This window comes from Vibrio metoecus (assembly GCF_009665255.1).
In the GTDB taxonomy this organism is placed as follows: Bacteria; Pseudomonadota; Gammaproteobacteria; order Enterobacterales; family Vibrionaceae; genus Vibrio; species Vibrio metoecus_B.
The window spans coordinates 706,799-722,132 of sequence record NZ_CP035687.1; the positions used below are offsets into that span (position 1 = coordinate 706,799).

9 protein-coding genes are annotated in these 15,334 nt (G+C 49.2%); 2 read left to right on the plus strand and 7 right to left on the minus strand.

The annotated features are described in order from the left end of the window. Positions 1 to 43: 43 nt before the first annotated feature. The 4 genes from hcp-2 to EPB59_RS16640 form a co-directional block, all read right to left on the minus strand. Entirely contained in the window at positions 44 to 562 is a 519-nt protein-coding gene (hcp-2, locus tag EPB59_RS16625) for a type VI secretion system effector Hcp-2 (RefSeq protein WP_001142921.1), read from the minus strand. Positions 563 to 866: 304 nt separating this feature from the next. Then, the gene (gene glgB, locus EPB59_RS16630) at positions 867 to 3,056 is read right to left on the minus strand and encodes a 1,4-alpha-glucan branching protein GlgB (RefSeq protein ID WP_154173943.1); all 2,190 of its coding nucleotides are present in this window, start codon (positions 3,054 to 3,056) and stop codon (positions 867 to 869) included. A gap of 212 nt (positions 3,057 to 3,268) precedes the next feature. Next, positions 3,269 to 5,449, minus strand: coding sequence for a 4-alpha-glucanotransferase (malQ, locus tag EPB59_RS16635; protein ID WP_154173945.1), 2,181 nt, complete (start codon positions 5,447 to 5,449; stop codon positions 3,269 to 3,271). 85 nt (positions 5,450 to 5,534) lie between these two features. Next, complete coding sequence (locus tag EPB59_RS16640) at positions 5,535 to 7,988, minus strand: glycogen/starch/alpha-glucan phosphorylase (protein WP_154173947.1); 2,454 nt, start codon at positions 7,986 to 7,988, stop codon at positions 5,535 to 5,537. Between the two features lie 576 nt (positions 7,989 to 8,564). Between EPB59_RS16640 and malT the strand changes: the two genes are divergently transcribed. Continuing rightward, positions 8,565 to 11,273, plus strand: coding sequence for an HTH-type transcriptional regulator MalT (gene malT, locus EPB59_RS16645; protein WP_154173949.1), 2,709 nt, complete (start codon positions 8,565 to 8,567; stop codon positions 11,271 to 11,273). Positions 11,274 to 11,342: 69 nt separating this feature from the next. Here the strand turns inward: malT and EPB59_RS16650 are convergent, their stop codons facing one another. Further along, positions 11,343 to 11,699, minus strand: coding sequence for a YibL family ribosome-associated protein (locus tag EPB59_RS16650; protein WP_055050237.1), 357 nt, complete (start codon positions 11,697 to 11,699; stop codon positions 11,343 to 11,345). A gap of 152 nt (positions 11,700 to 11,851) precedes the next feature. On the opposite strand from EPB59_RS16650, the gene EPB59_RS16655 reads away from it, so the two are divergent. After that, the gene (locus EPB59_RS16655; RefSeq protein WP_055050236.1) at positions 11,852 to 13,513 is read left to right on the plus strand and encodes a methyl-accepting chemotaxis protein; all 1,662 of its coding nucleotides are present in this window, start codon (positions 11,852 to 11,854) and stop codon (positions 13,511 to 13,513) included. An 82-nt stretch (positions 13,514 to 13,595) separates the two neighbouring features. Here the strand turns inward: EPB59_RS16655 and EPB59_RS16660 are convergent, their stop codons facing one another. Together EPB59_RS16660 and EPB59_RS16665 are read right to left on the minus strand one after the other, a co-directional pair. Further along, positions 13,596 to 14,471, minus strand: a complete 876-nt coding sequence (locus tag EPB59_RS16660; RefSeq protein WP_154173951.1) for an NAD(P)-dependent oxidoreductase — start codon at positions 14,469 to 14,471, stop codon at positions 13,596 to 13,598. Between the two features lie 74 nt (positions 14,472 to 14,545). Further along, positions 14,546 to 15,265 carry a YebC/PmpR family DNA-binding transcriptional regulator gene (locus EPB59_RS16665; RefSeq protein WP_000533703.1) on the minus strand — a complete coding sequence of 240 codons (720 nt, stop codon included), beginning with the start codon at positions 15,263 to 15,265 and terminating at the stop codon, positions 14,546 to 14,548. Between the last annotated feature and the right edge of the window lie 69 nt (positions 15,266 to 15,334).

Here is a 15,334-nt window from a genome sequence, read left to right on the forward strand (position 1 = left end):
ACAATCGCCCACCCGAAGGTGAGCGACATTCTCGGAGCGTAAATTACGCTTCGATTGGCTTACGCCAGTCATCCGCACCTGAAGTACCCGCGTTAACGTGGTCCCAAGTGATTTTGCGGTAAGACAGAGACACAGTCACATTCTGAGTAAAGTCAGATTTTGCTGGGTCTTGGCAGTGTGGCATTTCACAGTGGATATCGACGATAGACGCGTTTTCCAGCTTAGTGGTGAAGAAGTTTTCTTGTTTACCTTCGATAGACGTGCGGTACCATTTCAGTTCAACGGTTTTCAGCTTCTCACCAGAAGAGAGCGCGTTGTACAACAGAGGAACCGCTTTGTTCAGCGCCACAGTGAATTTGAATGGTTTGTGCACGCGTTGGCCTGAAGGCTGACCAGATTGTGGGTCAGTCGGTACGGTCACGACGTGGTCAAACTGTTGAACCAGCATCTCATCTTCGTGGCCTTCAACGAATGAATCGCCGATAGAGTCTGCAGTACATGCGCCAGCAGTGATAAGGCCCTGAGTTTGGCCGTCGATAGAGATATAACATGGAGTTGGCATGGCTATTTCCTTTCTAAAAAATCATTAAATAAATGAAAGCGTTAACGCGCTAAGCGCACCGTCGCCATAGAAAGAGCAAGGTCGATGCCAACTTGCTTACCATTAGAAATCAATGTGTTATCCAATCATCTCCATCAATAAAGCAAAAAACTGCCTGTGATTGAGCAAGATCTTGCTTGGTGGGCAAAAAGTCTCGACTGAGTGAAAACAGCTCTCTCTGAAAAATCCAACCATCAGCGATAAACAATCAACCCGCCGCAGCGGGTTGACTGTTTGATAATGAAACAACGAGAAGTCGCGAGAATTACTCGGCCATCCACTGATAAAACAGCGTCGCAAGCGGAGGAACACGCAATAACAGAGATTGATCTAAGCCTTCACTGCCCACGGCTTCGCTACTGACTTCCTGCAACACAGAGTAATCGCTACCGTTGTATTGCTTGGCGTCGGTATTGAGTAGCAAGCGGTAACGTCCCTCTTTGGGAACGCCTAAGCGAAATTCCTGCTGCGGAACAGGTGTGAAGTTGGTGATCACTAACACGCGATCACCTGCTTCATCCATGCGCTCATGGGCGATCACACTGAGATCGGCATTATCTTGCAAACGCCATTCAAAGCCACGCGGATCGCAATCAAGCTGATGCAGCGCAGTTTGCGATTGGTACAGATGGTTCAAATCACGTACTAGGCGCTGAACCCCAGCATGGCGTTCAAACTGAGTCAAAAACCACTGCAACTGACCATCGTGATTCCATTCAGCAGTTTGCCCTAACTCGGTGCCCATAAAGTTGAGCTTTTTACCCGGTTGGCCATACATATAGCCCAAGTAAGCACGTAAGTTGGCGGTTTGCTGCCACTCGTCACCCGGCATCTTGTACATAAGTGAGCGCTTACCATACACCACTTCATCATGTGACAAAGAGAGCACGTAGTTTTCGCTAAACGCGTAAATCAGCGGGAAAGTCAGGGTATTGTGGTGATATTTGCGATGAACCGGATCTTCTTTAATGTATGACAAACTATCGTGCATCCAGCCCATGTTCCACTTAAAGCCAAAACCTAATCCACCCATGAAGGTCGGAGCAGAAACACCGGGAAACGCGGTCGATTCTTCGGCAATCGTCATCGCATTCGGGAAGTGTTTGTACACTTCTTCGTTCATCCACTTAAAGGTGGCGATGGCGTCGTAGTTTTCACGCCCGCCATCAATATTCGGGATCCATTGATCGTGACTGCGTGAATAATCGAGATAGAGCATCGAAGCCACCGCATCAACACGAATACCGTCGATGTGGAACATCTCAAACCAATACAGCGCGTTAGCAACTAAGAAACGGCGTACATGCTCACGACCGAGATCGTAGATGTAAGAGTTCCAGTCTTGGTGCCAGCCGCGGCGCGGATCCGGATCATGGAACAGCGGTGTGCCATCAAAATTGGCTAGACCGTGAGAATCTGATGGGAAGTGTGCAGGCACCCAATCGAGCACCACTCCAATCCCCGCTTGGTGACACAAATCGACAAAATATTTGAAATCATCTGGCGAGCCGTAACGGCTAGTGGGCGCAAACAGACCAACTGGTTGATAGCCCCAAGAGCCATAAAATGGGTGCTCAGCGACAGGCATTAACTCAACATGGGTATAACCCATCTCAACCAGATAAGGCACCAATTGATCGGCCAATTCACGGTAATTAAGAAACTCGCCGTTTTCACCCCGCTTCCATGAGCCAACATGTAGCTCATAAAACGAGAGCGCTTGTTTACGCTTTTCGGTCACAGGACGTTGCTGCCATGCGCTGTCTTGCCACTGATAGCTTTGATGATCGTATGTGACGGAAGCAAAAGAAGGGTATTGCTCGGCATAAAATCCCCACGGATCGGCTTTATGCGGTAAGCCTTCTCCGTGTGGGCCTTTCAATTCAAATTTATATTGGGTGCCTTCCGGCAAGCCGGGGATAAAAATTCCCCAAATTCCGTAATCGAGACGCTGCATCGGATGACGACGCCCATCCCAATGGTTAAACGCGCCAATCAAACTGCACGCCGCCGCGTGAGGGGCATACACTAGAAAACGTACGCCAGAGACCATTTTTCCATCGCGCTCTAAAGTGACAAATTGCGCACCCATGTGGTGATACATCTGCTTCGGTGTGTGCAAATCATCATATTCGGCATAAATGGTGTGATATTGGTATGGGTCGTCCAGTAACTGTTCTGTGCCTTCCCAATCAACAGCCAATTGGTAGCGGGTAAAACGCAGGTTACGGCCATCTTTTAGAATAAAGCCGCTCTCACCTTCTCGCTCTAACGTAACTCGTGGTTCCCCTTCAACCACCAACTCAACTTTATTGGCTCCCGGCATCCAGACCCGCAATGCGCCTTGCTCTGCGGGAATGTAAGGGCCTAAAAATGAAAAGGGATCAGCAAACGCAGCACGCGCCAACTGATCATAAATTTGTTGAACCTTGGATGGTTTTTTTGTGATCTTCAAACCTAACTCCTAACCTAGCTAGCGAAACATTCCCTTCCGGCTTAAAGAATTATGTCGTTTTGAATCGGTATCTTTAAGTTGTTTGGGTATAGCAGAAAGCCCGCAAACCGCGGGCAAAGCGTGTGTCCATCTTACCGGACTTATCAAGGTGGAAAGAGTGACCAACCCTCAACTTCTTTGGGTCATAGTTAAGAAATTGGTCACTGAGTTCCTTATTGGCTGGCTTTGCTGCGCACTTCAGTCAGTCGAGCCGCAATGCGGTTCACTTCTTCGCGTGCAAAAATCTCGTCCAGATTCATGGAGAGCTTACGTCGCCAGTTCGGGTATTCGTTGACCGTTCCCGGAATATTGACCGGCTTATCCATCTCTAGCCAATCTTCCAACTGCACGCTCAGTAACGCGGAAGAACCTGCCGCCACATGCAGTTGCAGTGCTTCGCTCAGGTAGGAATCCATCGGAACCTGCGTGGCATCACGCCCAACGCCGGCTGGCAAATAACCGTGCCACGCCACAGAATCGAGAATGCCTTGTTTGGATTTCAGGCGATCGTCAAACAAGCCTTGCAGTTGCTCTTCATCGGGATAGAGGCCAATTTCACTCCCCATTTTAAGATCATCACAGTGCCAGAAGCCGCGTAGGGTTGGCATGTCATGGGTACAGAGTGCCGCCATCGATTGCTCCGCGTAATGCGCCGGAGAAACGTAACCACCATCTTCCTTCGAAGTTTCGAAGAAGAAGACTTTGTACGAATGCACGCCGGCATCGCGCAGCAGCTCGACGATTTCATCCGGTACGGTTCCCAAATCTTCGCCAATCACACTGCACTGATGACGGTGAGATTCGAGCGCCAAAATCGCCAACATATCTTTGACTGGGTAGTAGATGTACGCGCCTTTGGTGGCGTTTTCACCTTTCGGGATCCACCATAAACGCAGCAAACCAAGCACATGATCGATACGCAATGCGCCGCAGTGCTTCATATTGGCACGCAGCAGTTTGATGTAAGCATCATACGCCGTCGCTTGCAGCACTTGCGGGTTGAGTGGCGGTAAGCCCCAGTTTTGTCCCAAAGGTCCCAACACATCTGGCGGCGCACCAATGCTCACATCTTGCAGCAAGTTGCCATGATCGGCCCAGGTTTCGCTGCCAGAATCGGCCACGCCTACCGCGAGATCGCGATAGAGGCCAACGGCCATGCCTTTCTCTTCCGCTAATGATTGCGCTTCATGGATCTGCGCATCGGCGATCCACTGCAAATACATGTAGAGATGAACTTGATCTTTCTGCTCATCAACAAATTTCTGTACCGCAGCACTGTCGAAACGGCGGTATTTTTCAGGGAAAACGGGCCAGCCCCACACTGAAGCATCTTCCGCATGCAATTGGGCATGCAGCGCATCAAATGCCGCTTGATGCAGTAAGCTCTCACCACCCTCTTCCACAAAATTCAAGAAAGCATGAGCGCGATCGGACTGTTTATCCAGATGACGCTTTTTGAACTCAGCAAACAGCAGCGGCAACACGCTCAGTTTCAGTTCGGCCACTTCGCTGTAGTTCACCCAATGCGCATCACGTACTTTTTGTAGGCGCTGCTGGAACTCTGGACTACCGACTTTTTGCTGCGCTTCAGCACTGAGTGCAAATTCAGGTACTGAGCTGACATCAATGTACAGAATGTTCAGCCAACGACGAGACGATGGGCTGTACGGGCTGGCACCTTCAGGGTTGGCTGGGAACAATGCGTGAATCGGATTTAACCCAACAAAATCGCCACCACGTGAAGCAATATCCGCCACGAGCTGTTTCAAATCGCCAAAGTCACCCATGCCCCAATTGTGCTGAGTGCGTAGGGTATAAAGTTGAATGCTCGGCCCCCACAGCTTTTTGCCTTGTACCAAGGCGGGCTGCTTATAACAGGCTTGCGGCGTGACAATCAGCGCCATTTCGTAAGGTGTTTTGCGGCGCTTACGCGCAATCAATAATGTGTGATAACCGAGCGGCAGATCATTCGGCAACGCAAACACCAGTGGGCCGCCTTCGGCACGTTCATCACGTACAATTTGTGATTGCAGATAGCCTTCCAGCACCTCGCCTTGCTCGGTCTGCAAGCGCCAATCAAATTCGCTTTCGCGCGCACTCACGCCAAGGTAGAGCGGCACTTCGATCGCCGCACCTTGGTGAACCACGAGTACCGGATCCACCACATCTTTCTTGTGTTTTTTCTCGGCCGATTGCAGCAAGGCTTCATCGCTACTGGTGTCGTAGCCAAGAGACGCCAAAAGATGACGGATCGTGTCATCTTCTACTTGAGCTTCACTGCCCCACGCGCTGACGTATCGATCGGCAATTTTTGCCATTGCAGCGACTTGTTTTAATGCATTGTCTTGATTCATCGCTCTCTCCGAAGGGACTGCTTTCCCCTTCCGTGTAGGGTATGTAAAAAAGGTGAGTCAGAGGGGTCTAACTCACCAAAGGGGCTTAACGCTGTACAGCGCTCAGTTTCCAAATGTTATTCACGTAATCGCGGATACTGCGGTCGGAGCTGAATTTGCCCACTAACGCGGTATTGAGGATGGCTTTTTTCGCCCAGCCCGCTTGGTCACGATACTGTTTGTCGATCGCTTCATGCGCTTTCACGTAAGAGGCGAAATCCGCCAGAACCAGATACGGATCACCGCCATCGAGCAAGCTGTCATAGGTCGCGCGCAGTTTGCCCGGAGCACCCGGCGTAAACTCTTCACCCACCAGCAGATCCAGCGATGCTTTGAGCAGCGGATCGGCATGATAGAAATCGTATGGGTTGTAACCACGCGCTTTCAGTGCTTCTACACCATCCACTTCAAGACCGAAGATGTAGATGTTGTCATCGCCCACTTCTTCACGAATTTCGACGTTCGCGCCGTCCATCGTACCTATGGTCAGAGCACCATTGAGCGCCATCTTCATGTTGCCAGTACCGGATGCTTCTTTACCTGCGGTTGAGATCTGCTCAGACACATCCGCCGCCGGAATGATGATTTCGGCCACGCTGACGCGATAATCAGGGATGAATACCACTTTCAGCTTGTTGCCGACCCGCGGATCGTTATTCACTTTCTGCGCGATCATGTTGATGGCGTAAATGATCTCTTTCGCCAAGTGGTAGCCCGGCGCCGCTTTCGCCGCAAAGAACACCACACGTGGATGCATGTCAAAGCTTGGATCATTGATGAGACGATGGTAGAGCGACAAAATGTGCAGCATATTGAGGTGCTGACGTTTGTACTCATGCAGACGTTTGATCTGCACATCGAAAATCGCATTGGTATCGAGCTCGATGCCCATGTGATCTTTCACCCAATCAGCCAAACGCGCTTTGTTGGCTTTTTTCACTTCCATAAAACGTTTTTGGAACGCGGCATCTTCCGCGTACTGCGCCACTTTGGTCAGTTGATCCAGTTTCGCTGGCCACTCGTGACCAATCTTCTCGGAGATGAGCGCAGACAAATCTGGGTTACAGAACTTTAGCCAGCGACGCGGAGTAATACCGTTAGTCACGTTCTGAATTTTGCCCGGATAAAGCTCAACAAATTCAGGGAACAGGTCACGCTTCACCAATTCAGAGTGCAGCGCGGCTACGCCGTTCACCGCATAAGAGCCGACCACACACAGGTTGGCCATACGCACCATGCGGTGGAAGCCTTCTTCGATGATCGAGAGCTTTTGCTGTTTCGCTACATCACCCGGCCATTTGGCACGCACTTCTTGCAAGAAGCGATGGTTGATCTCGTAAATGATCTCCATATGACGTGGCAGTAAGCGTTGGATTAACGATTCACTCCACGTTTCTAGCGCCTCTGGCAGCAAAGTATGGTTGGTATACGCGAAGGTTTTCGAACAGATCGCCCACGCCGCTTCCCAAGACATCTGCTTTTCATCGATCAGAATGCGCATCAGCTCAGGGATCGCGATGGTTGGGTGCGTATCGTTAAGCTGAATGGTTTCGTATTTCGGCAAATCCGCTAACGCATGACCTACGGCCTCATGGCGACGCAGAATATCGCGCACCGATGCTGCACTGTGGAAATACTGCTGCATCAAACGCAGGGTTTTGCCTTTTTCGTGGTTGTCATTCGGATACAGGACTTTGGTGATGTTACCAGCATCGATCAACGCGTGCTGTGCTTCAAAGTAGTTACCGTTGTTGAAGCTTTCCAACGAGAAAGGCGCGATAGCGCGACACTCCCACAAACGCAGCGGGTAAACCGTATCACTTTGGTAGCCGACAATCGGCAGATCCCACGGCATCGCTTGCACCAGCATGCCCGGAACCCAACGACGACGCTCTTTACCATTTTCATTAACGACTTCAACGTGACCGTAGAAGCCAATTTCCTGCTTCAGTTCGGGGCGCGCGACTTCCCATGGGTAGCCTTCAACACCACACCATGCATCAGGCGCTTCTTTTTGACGGCCTTCTTCAAATGACTGTTTAAACAGACCATATTCGTAGTGCAGACCGTAGCCTACGGTCGGATATTCTTGCGCCGCGCAAGAATCCATAAAACAAGCGGCAAGACGGCCTAAACCACCGTTACCTAATGATGGGTCGCGCTCTTCTTCTAGCAAGTCGGTCAGGTTCTGGCCGAGTTCTTCCATCGCTTGCCCTACGGCTTCATACACGCCCATGCTGATCAAGTTGTTGCCAGTTAAACGGCCAATCAAAAACTCCAGCGATAGGTAGTTCAAACTTTTGCTATTGAGGATGCGTTCATCCTGTTCGGTTTCCAGCAAATCAAAGGTGGTAAATTCAGCAAGGGCTCGCCCCATCGCCAAGTACCATGCACGCGCCGAAGCGTGCTCTACCGTCGTGGCATAAGTTGCGGTTAAATGGCGCTTCACGTTTTCTTGGAACAACTTCTTGTCAAACTGTTTCTGTTGAGTAGGTTTCATTGTGAACTCTCACTTTTTGGTTCTAATCCATCTGACCTCTATCCTGCCTTCACGACTTTGGCAAAACATCCTCCTACTTTTCTCATCAATTAGGAGGAGGAACCAAGGCGTAGAGGCGCAGGAGTCCGGTAGTGAGTGATCTAGCTCCCATCAATGCTTAGTTCAACCAGAGATAGCAGTGATTCGGATCACACCACCCGCCGATTAACCATAGCTAGGCTTTATGAAAGTTCGGAAAACAAGAGGTTGAACATTTGTCCACTCTGCTAAATAGATCACAATAATTTCGTTTCCGTTACCTACTTTTCACTTAATTTCGTAGAGGCTTAGACAATACCCTTGCTCAGGCGCAGATGGATTAGTGACAAGAATCACAAATATGGGGCGTAGTTATGAGCGAAACGTGAAGAACACAGAAAACTCAGTATGGATCAATAAACGCGCAGAATGACTTCAAGTAACATTCGTCCATCTGAGTGTGATACGCCTCGCGTATTCACCTCTCCCTACGCTTGGAACTGGTGTTCCAAGTTAAAAGAGCATGACGCTCTGATTGGAATAGACGAGAGAAAGAAGATGTGGATCCCTTCGAAACTGACTCGCCCGGGACGTTTGCATAACGCCATCGTCCGCCCCCGTGTTCTGGAATTATTGCAACACGCGACTTGCTACAAATTAGTGCTATTCCGCTCTCCGGCGGGGTATGGCAAAACCACCATGGCCGCACAGTGGCTTGCCGATAAGCCCAATCTGGGTTGGTACAGCATTGATGATAGCGATAACGATCCGTTTCGCTTTATGAACTATCTGCTGCAAGCGATTAATAAAGCAACCCACAACGCCTGCCCCAACGCGCAAAAATTGGCAGAGAAGCGTCAATTTTCCTCACTGCACTCACTGTTTAGTGAAGTGTTTGCCGAGATGGCCGACTACCACGGCGAATGCTATGTGGTGCTGGATGATTACCATCTGATCAGCGATGAAACCATTCACGAAGCGATGCGCTTTTTCTTAAAGCACATGCCCGATAATTTAACCTTGGTGGTCACCAGCCGTTCAACCCCACCTTTGGGTACGGCTAACCTGCGCGTGCGTGATTTAATGATTGAGATCGGCAATGAGCTTTTGGCTTTTGATACCGAAGAAACCACGCGCTTTTTCAACCAACGCGTTTCCGATGGGATTGATGCGCTGACGGCGAATCACCTACGTGATTATGTGGAGGGTTGGCCTTCCGCGATGCAGCTCATCGCGCTGCAAGCACAACATCAGCACCGCACGCTCGCTCAAACCATCGAATCAGTTTCGCACTTTAACCATGCGCATCTTTGGGATTATCTGGTCGAAGAAGTGTTTGATCTGCTCGACGATGAAACCCGCTATTTCTTGATGCAGTGTTCGGTACTCGATCATTTTGACGATGCATTAGTCAGCAGCTTAACGGGGCGTGACGATGCCTTGGCGATGATCGAGTCTCTCAATCGATTTGGGCTGTTTATTTCGCCACTGGAAGGAGAAACCAACTGGTATCGCTTCCACAATCTGTTTGCTGAATTTTTAGCACACCAACGCCAAGCACGCATTCCGCAACAAGAGCAAGATTTGCAACGTGCTGCCGCCAAAGCCTGGTTAGAAGCGGCAACACCTCACCAAGCCTTGCGTCATGCGCGTTTGGCGCAAGATAGCGAGTTGCTGGCGAGCATTTTGAGCCAGTTTGGTTGGAAGATGTTTAACCAAGGTGAGCTTGAGGTGTTGGAATCGGCAATCAATCTGCTTACACCCGCTCAACTGTATCGCGAGCCTAAATTGTGCATGCTGCAAGCTTGGCTAGCGCAGAGTCAGCATCGCTATAACGATGTGGGCGCATTACTCGCCAAAGCAGCGAAAGAGATGCAGGCACTGAATGTCGAGCTCTCCACCAAAGAGCAAGGCGAATTTAACGCGCTGCGTGCCCAAGTCGCAATTAACCAAAACGAGCCAGAAAAAGCACTGGAACTCGCCGAGCTTGCTTTAAGCCAGTTGGATCACACCACGTATCGCAGCCGTATTGTCGCCACTTCTGTGGTTGGCGAAGTAAATCACGTATTAGGTCATCTCAGCCGCGCACTCTCCATGATGCAGCAAACGGAAAAACTGGCGCGTCAATATCAGGTATATCACCAAGCGCTGTGGGCGTTGCTGCAACAAAGCGAAATTCTACTGGCGCAGGGCTATGTGCAAGCGGCTTACGAAGTGCAGGATAACGCGTTTAAGTTGATTGAAGAGCAGCAACTGCACCAAGTACCGCTGCATGAATTTTTGCTGCGGATTCGCGCGCAAATTTTATGGTGCTGGAACCGCTTAGATGAAGCCGAACAAGCCGCTTATAAGGGGCTGAGCGTGCTAGAAAACCATTCGCAAAGTAAGCACCTGCACTGTTATTCGATGCTGGCTAGAATTGCGATTGGCCGAGGTGAGCTGGATAAAGGCGGACGCTTTATTGAACAGATACAGCATCTACTTAAACAATCGACTTACCATGTGGATTGGACGGCGAATGCTTCGCTATCTTTGCTGCTGTACTGGCAAGTCAAAGAAAACAGCACCGAGATCCGTCAGTGGCTACAGTCCAGCACTCGACCAGATAAAGCGTGCAACCACTTCTCCCAATTGCAGTGGCGTAATATCGCACGCGCGCAGATCCAACTCGGTGAACTCAGCGAAGCGCGCCATACCTTGGACTTTATTCAAGAGCAGGCGCAAAAATATCAACTCGTCACCGACACCAATCGCAATTTGATTGTGGAAGCGCTGCTGGCCATTACTGAAGGAGATGATCTGCAAGCCTGCGATAAGCTCAAACAAGCTCTTCGCCTCACCAACCAAACCGGCATGATTGGTAATTTCCTGATCGATGGTAGCAAAATTGGTCATCTACTGGAAAAACTGGTTCACAAAGGTGAGCTAGGGGATTTGGAACGTCATCGCGCCAATCTTCTGCTCAAAGAAATCTCGACGACTCAACGTAGCCGCTCTATCCACTTTGATGAAGAGTTTGTGGAAAAACTAGTGAATCACCCGAACATTCCAGAGCTAGTGCGCACTAGCCCACTCACGCAACGAGAATGGCAAGTGCTTGGGCTTATCTACTCAGGTTTCAGTAATGAACAAATTGCTCATGAGTTGGATGTGGCAGGCACCACCATCAAAACCCACATTCGGAATCTGTATCAGAAGCTCAATATCGCCAACCGTAAAGAAGCGGTGCAAACCGCCGAGCAGTTATTGCAATTAATGGGCTATTAAAGTTTGCCTATCCCAAATGTAAAAGAGCCAGCAAATGCTGGCTCTTTCTATTTCAATTCTTTGCCATATTTAGAATGGCTTAGGCGCAAAACCCGTCATCACTTCAACGCGTAATGCTTTGCCGATTTTGGTGGTTGGATGAACAAGTACCAAACCTTTCACTGATTTTTTCAGCTTGCCGAGATCCGCTTGCTCAAGCTTGGTGATTTCACGTGAGAAAGGCATATCGGCAATCGTTTTACGCATTTTATTCAGATCGTAATCTTGCTTGCTTTTCACGCTATTCAAACGCTTAGTCAGCGTTTCTAATTCGTCGGTAAACTTGCTGACCATCTCTGAATCGGCGCGACTTTTTGCGGCATCCAACTTACGACGGCAAGTATCGATGCGATTGTTGAGTTGTTGAATATCGGATTTAAGGTTCATGATTGTCGCTCTATCGAACAGAAAGGGCGCAGAGTATAGCATGGCAAATGGGTGAATACCCAAACAACTTCCAATTGTTGACCACACAAGCCCAGCTTTTGAACTAGGCTTAATAAGAAAGCGCCCATCGCACTACATTGTGAGTCACTACTATGAGCCTAACTATTCGACAACGCCTATACATCCTTTCCTTGGTGCCTTTGCTCACCATAGCGTTAAGTATGATGTACTTTAGCTTCAGCGAAACTCGCCAACTCAGCCAAGAACAAATGCACAATACCCGTGAAGCCATGATGGAAATGAAGCAGGCCGAGCTGAAATCCTATCTACAAATCGCGGATACGGCACTCACGCCACTCAAGGCACGCCAAGCCTCATTAGAAGAAGTTCTCACCGTACTACGTGAGATCCAGTTTGGGCAAAGCGGTTATATCTTTGGCTACGATTCAAAAGGCACTCGCCTATTGCTGGGAAAATCCAGTAATGGGTTGGGCGATAACTTTATGAATATGCAAGATACACAGGGAAACTATCTGATACGGGACTTGATTAAAAACGCTAAGTTAGATCAGTTCACCACTTACTATTTCCCCAAACCGGGTGAACAAACACCGTTACCTAAGTTGAGTTATTCGGTCTACATTCCGCAGTGGGATCTCACCATCGGTACTGGTTTTTATACCGATGACGTGGATGCCGAAATAGCCGCCATGGAAGCACGCGCAGAAGAGCAACTACAACAAGGTCTCTACACGATCACCAGTATTACGTTCGTGATTGTTGTTCTGGTGAGTGTGATGGCCATTTTGATCAACCGTAGCATCATGCATCCGCTTGAACTGTTTGATCGTTCTATCAACTCATTTGCCAGCGGCGATGCCGATCTCACAGCACGAATGGAGCGTTTCAATGTTCCCGAATTTTCGAAATTAAGTCAAAACTTCAACCGTTTTGTTGAGAGCCTGCAAAATATCATTAAACGAGTCAATCAGGTTGGGCAGCAAGTGGTTGAAGAGACTAACGCCATGAGTCAACGCGCTGAGCAAGTGGATCATTTGGCCTCCAACCAGCGGGAAGAAACAGAACAAGTCGCAACGGCGATGACTGAAATGACCACTACAGCACAAGAAATTTCCAACAACGCCAATAATGCCGCCCAATCCGCGCGCGATGCGGAAGACAACGCGACTGATGTACATAAAATCGTTAATGCCGCGGCGCGTTCCGTCCAGTCATTAGCTGAGGAAGTCGCGGATGCAAGCAACGTCATTGGAAAACTGGAAGGCGATGTGAATAACATCACCTCCTCTCTCGCCGTCATTCAAGATATCGCAGAACAGACTAACCTACTTGCGCTCAACGCTGCGATTGAGGCTGCTCGCGCAGGAGAACAAGGTCGCGGCTTTGCTGTGGTCGCCGACGAAGTCCGTAAACTTGCCAGCCGAACCCAAGAGAGTACGCAAGAAATTCATACCATGATCCAGCAGTTAAAGTCCGGTTCAGATGCCGCAGTCAAAGCGATGGAATCAAGCCAACAACGCAGTATTTCTACAGTACGTGAAGCAAATGCCGCCGCGGATGCTCTGCAAAAAATCCAAACCGCGATCGGAACAATTATGGATATGAACGCCTTAATTGCGACCGCAACCGAGGAGCAAAGCATTGTAGGGCAAGAAATTTCACAACGCATTGTCGTGATTTCAGACCAAAGTAGTGAATCTGCAGCTCTGGCAAACCAAAATCGCCAAGGTAGCCAAACCTTGAATGGGCGAGCTCATGAACTGTATGAGTTGGTGGCGCGCTTTAAAGTGTGAGTTGTTTACAGTGTAAATTGACTAAGATAGACATAACTAACGAAAGAAAGCGCCTTGCATTAGGCGCTTTTTAATAAAAGAACTACTTACTGCCAGCATCTTTAATCGCTTTAATCAGCACCGAAGTATCCATTCGCCCTAGCCCTTGTTGTGAAAGGCGTTGATAAGCCGCAATCGTGCTTTCTGTCATCGGAAGCTTCAAGCCTAAGTGCGCGGCTTCATCAAGGCAGAAGCCTAAATCTTTGATCATCCAATCAATCGAAAAACCAAAATCGAACTTCTCTTGGCTCATGGTGAGCGCACGGTTTTCCATCTGCCAAGATCCTGCCGCACCATTTTTCAAACACGACACCAGATTTGGAATATCCAACCCTGCTTGCTCTGCCAACATCAGTCCTTCAGACAGGCCATTTAGCACACCAGCGATACAGATCTGATTGACCATTTTAGCGCGCTGCCCCTGCCCTGCTTTCCCCATCAGTACAGAAGAACGTCCGTAAGCGGCAAAAATCGGTTGCATCTCTGTAAAGAGAGCTTCGTCACCACCACACATAATGGTTAAAACACCATTCTCGGCACCAGCTTGTCCACCAGAAACTGGCGCATCCATAAAACGTAAACCCGCTTGTTGCGCAGCCGCTGAAAGCTCTTCGGCAAGCAGTGCGGAGGTCGTAGTGTGGTCGATCAATACCGCGCCCGGTTTCATCGCGGGTATAGCTCCTGTGGCTGCCGTGGTCATGTTGCGTACGTCATCATCATTACCGACACAAGTCAGCACCACATCCGCATCCTTAACGCATTCCGCGACGGTTTCAGCATATTGGCCGCCAAACTGTTTCGCCCACGCCGCGGCTTTCGCTTGAGTACGGTTAAACACCGTCACCTCAAAACCGGCTTTCTGGAGATGACCCGCCATGGGGTATCCCATCACACCTAATCCAATAAAGCTGACTTTCATTTGGTTCTCCTTATTATTTTTGTTCTGTTCCTAAAAGAAAAAGCCGAGCTTTCGCTCGGCTTTTAAGATAACGATTATTCGATATCCGCGTTGTGGTAAACCTGCTGTACGTCGTCGCAGTCATCCAACATATCGAGGAACTTCTGGAATTTTTCTGCGTCTTCGCCGCTCACTACTGTGCGGTTTTGTGGAACGAAAGTGATCTCTTCCACATCCAGAGTCAGGTCTGGGAATGCTTCGTTCAAAGCGGTTTTCACTTTGAAGAATTCTGTGTTTGGTGCAAACACAGTGATCACACCATCTTCTAGTTCAATGTCTGTCACTTCTGCGTCAGCCATCATAAGCGCTTCAAGAATCGCTTCTTCATCATCGCCTTGGAATTGGAAAACTGCTTGGTGATCAAACATGTGTGCAACGACACCAGGAGTACCAATTTTTGCGCCCGTTTTCACGAAGCATTGGCGAACATCTTGGTAAGTACGGTTGCCGTTGTCACTCAGACAATCAACGATCACGCTTGCGCCACCAGGGCCAAAACCTTCGTAACGTGCTGGTTGGTAATCTTCACCTGCACCACCGCTGGCTTTATCCAGTGCTTTTTCAATAACGTGCGCTGGTACTTGGTCTTTTTTCGCTTTCGTGATCAAGTGACGAAGCGATAAGTTCATGTCAGGGTCAGTACCGCCGTTTTTCGCACAAACGTAAATCTCTTTACCATATTTTGAGTAAACTTTAATTTTTGCGCCTTGAGTTTTCGCCATAGAGGCTTTGCGCACTTCAAAACTTCTTCCCATTGGGATGTTCTCTCTAATTCAATTTGTTGCGACGGATTTTAGCAGAAGGCTTGCTGTTTGCAATTTGCC

Excerpts from the sequence above, each read along its gene's own strand:
- hcp-2 (WP_001142921.1), bottom strand. The coding sequence starts at position 562 with ATGCCAACTCCATGTTATATCTCTATCGACGGCCAAACTCAGGGCCTT.
- EPB59_RS16640 (WP_154173947.1), bottom strand. The coding sequence starts at position 7,988 with ATGAAACCTACTCAACAGAAACAGTTTGACAAGAAGTTGTTCCAAGAA.
- malQ (WP_154173945.1), bottom strand. The coding sequence starts at position 5,449 with ATGAATCAAGACAATGCATTAAAACAAGTCGCTGCAATGGCAAAAATT.
- malT (WP_154173949.1), top strand. The coding sequence starts at position 8,565 with ATGTGGATCCCTTCGAAACTGACTCGCCCGGGACGTTTGCATAACGCC.
- EPB59_RS16665 (WP_000533703.1), bottom strand. The coding sequence starts at position 15,265 with ATGGGAAGAAGTTTTGAAGTGCGCAAAGCCTCTATGGCGAAAACTCAA.
- EPB59_RS16650 (WP_055050237.1), bottom strand. The coding sequence starts at position 11,699 with ATGAACCTTAAATCCGATATTCAACAACTCAACAATCGCATCGATACT.
- EPB59_RS16655 (WP_055050236.1), top strand. The coding sequence starts at position 11,852 with ATGAGCCTAACTATTCGACAACGCCTATACATCCTTTCCTTGGTGCCT.
- EPB59_RS16660 (WP_154173951.1), bottom strand. The coding sequence starts at position 14,471 with ATGAAAGTCAGCTTTATTGGATTAGGTGTGATGGGATACCCCATGGCG.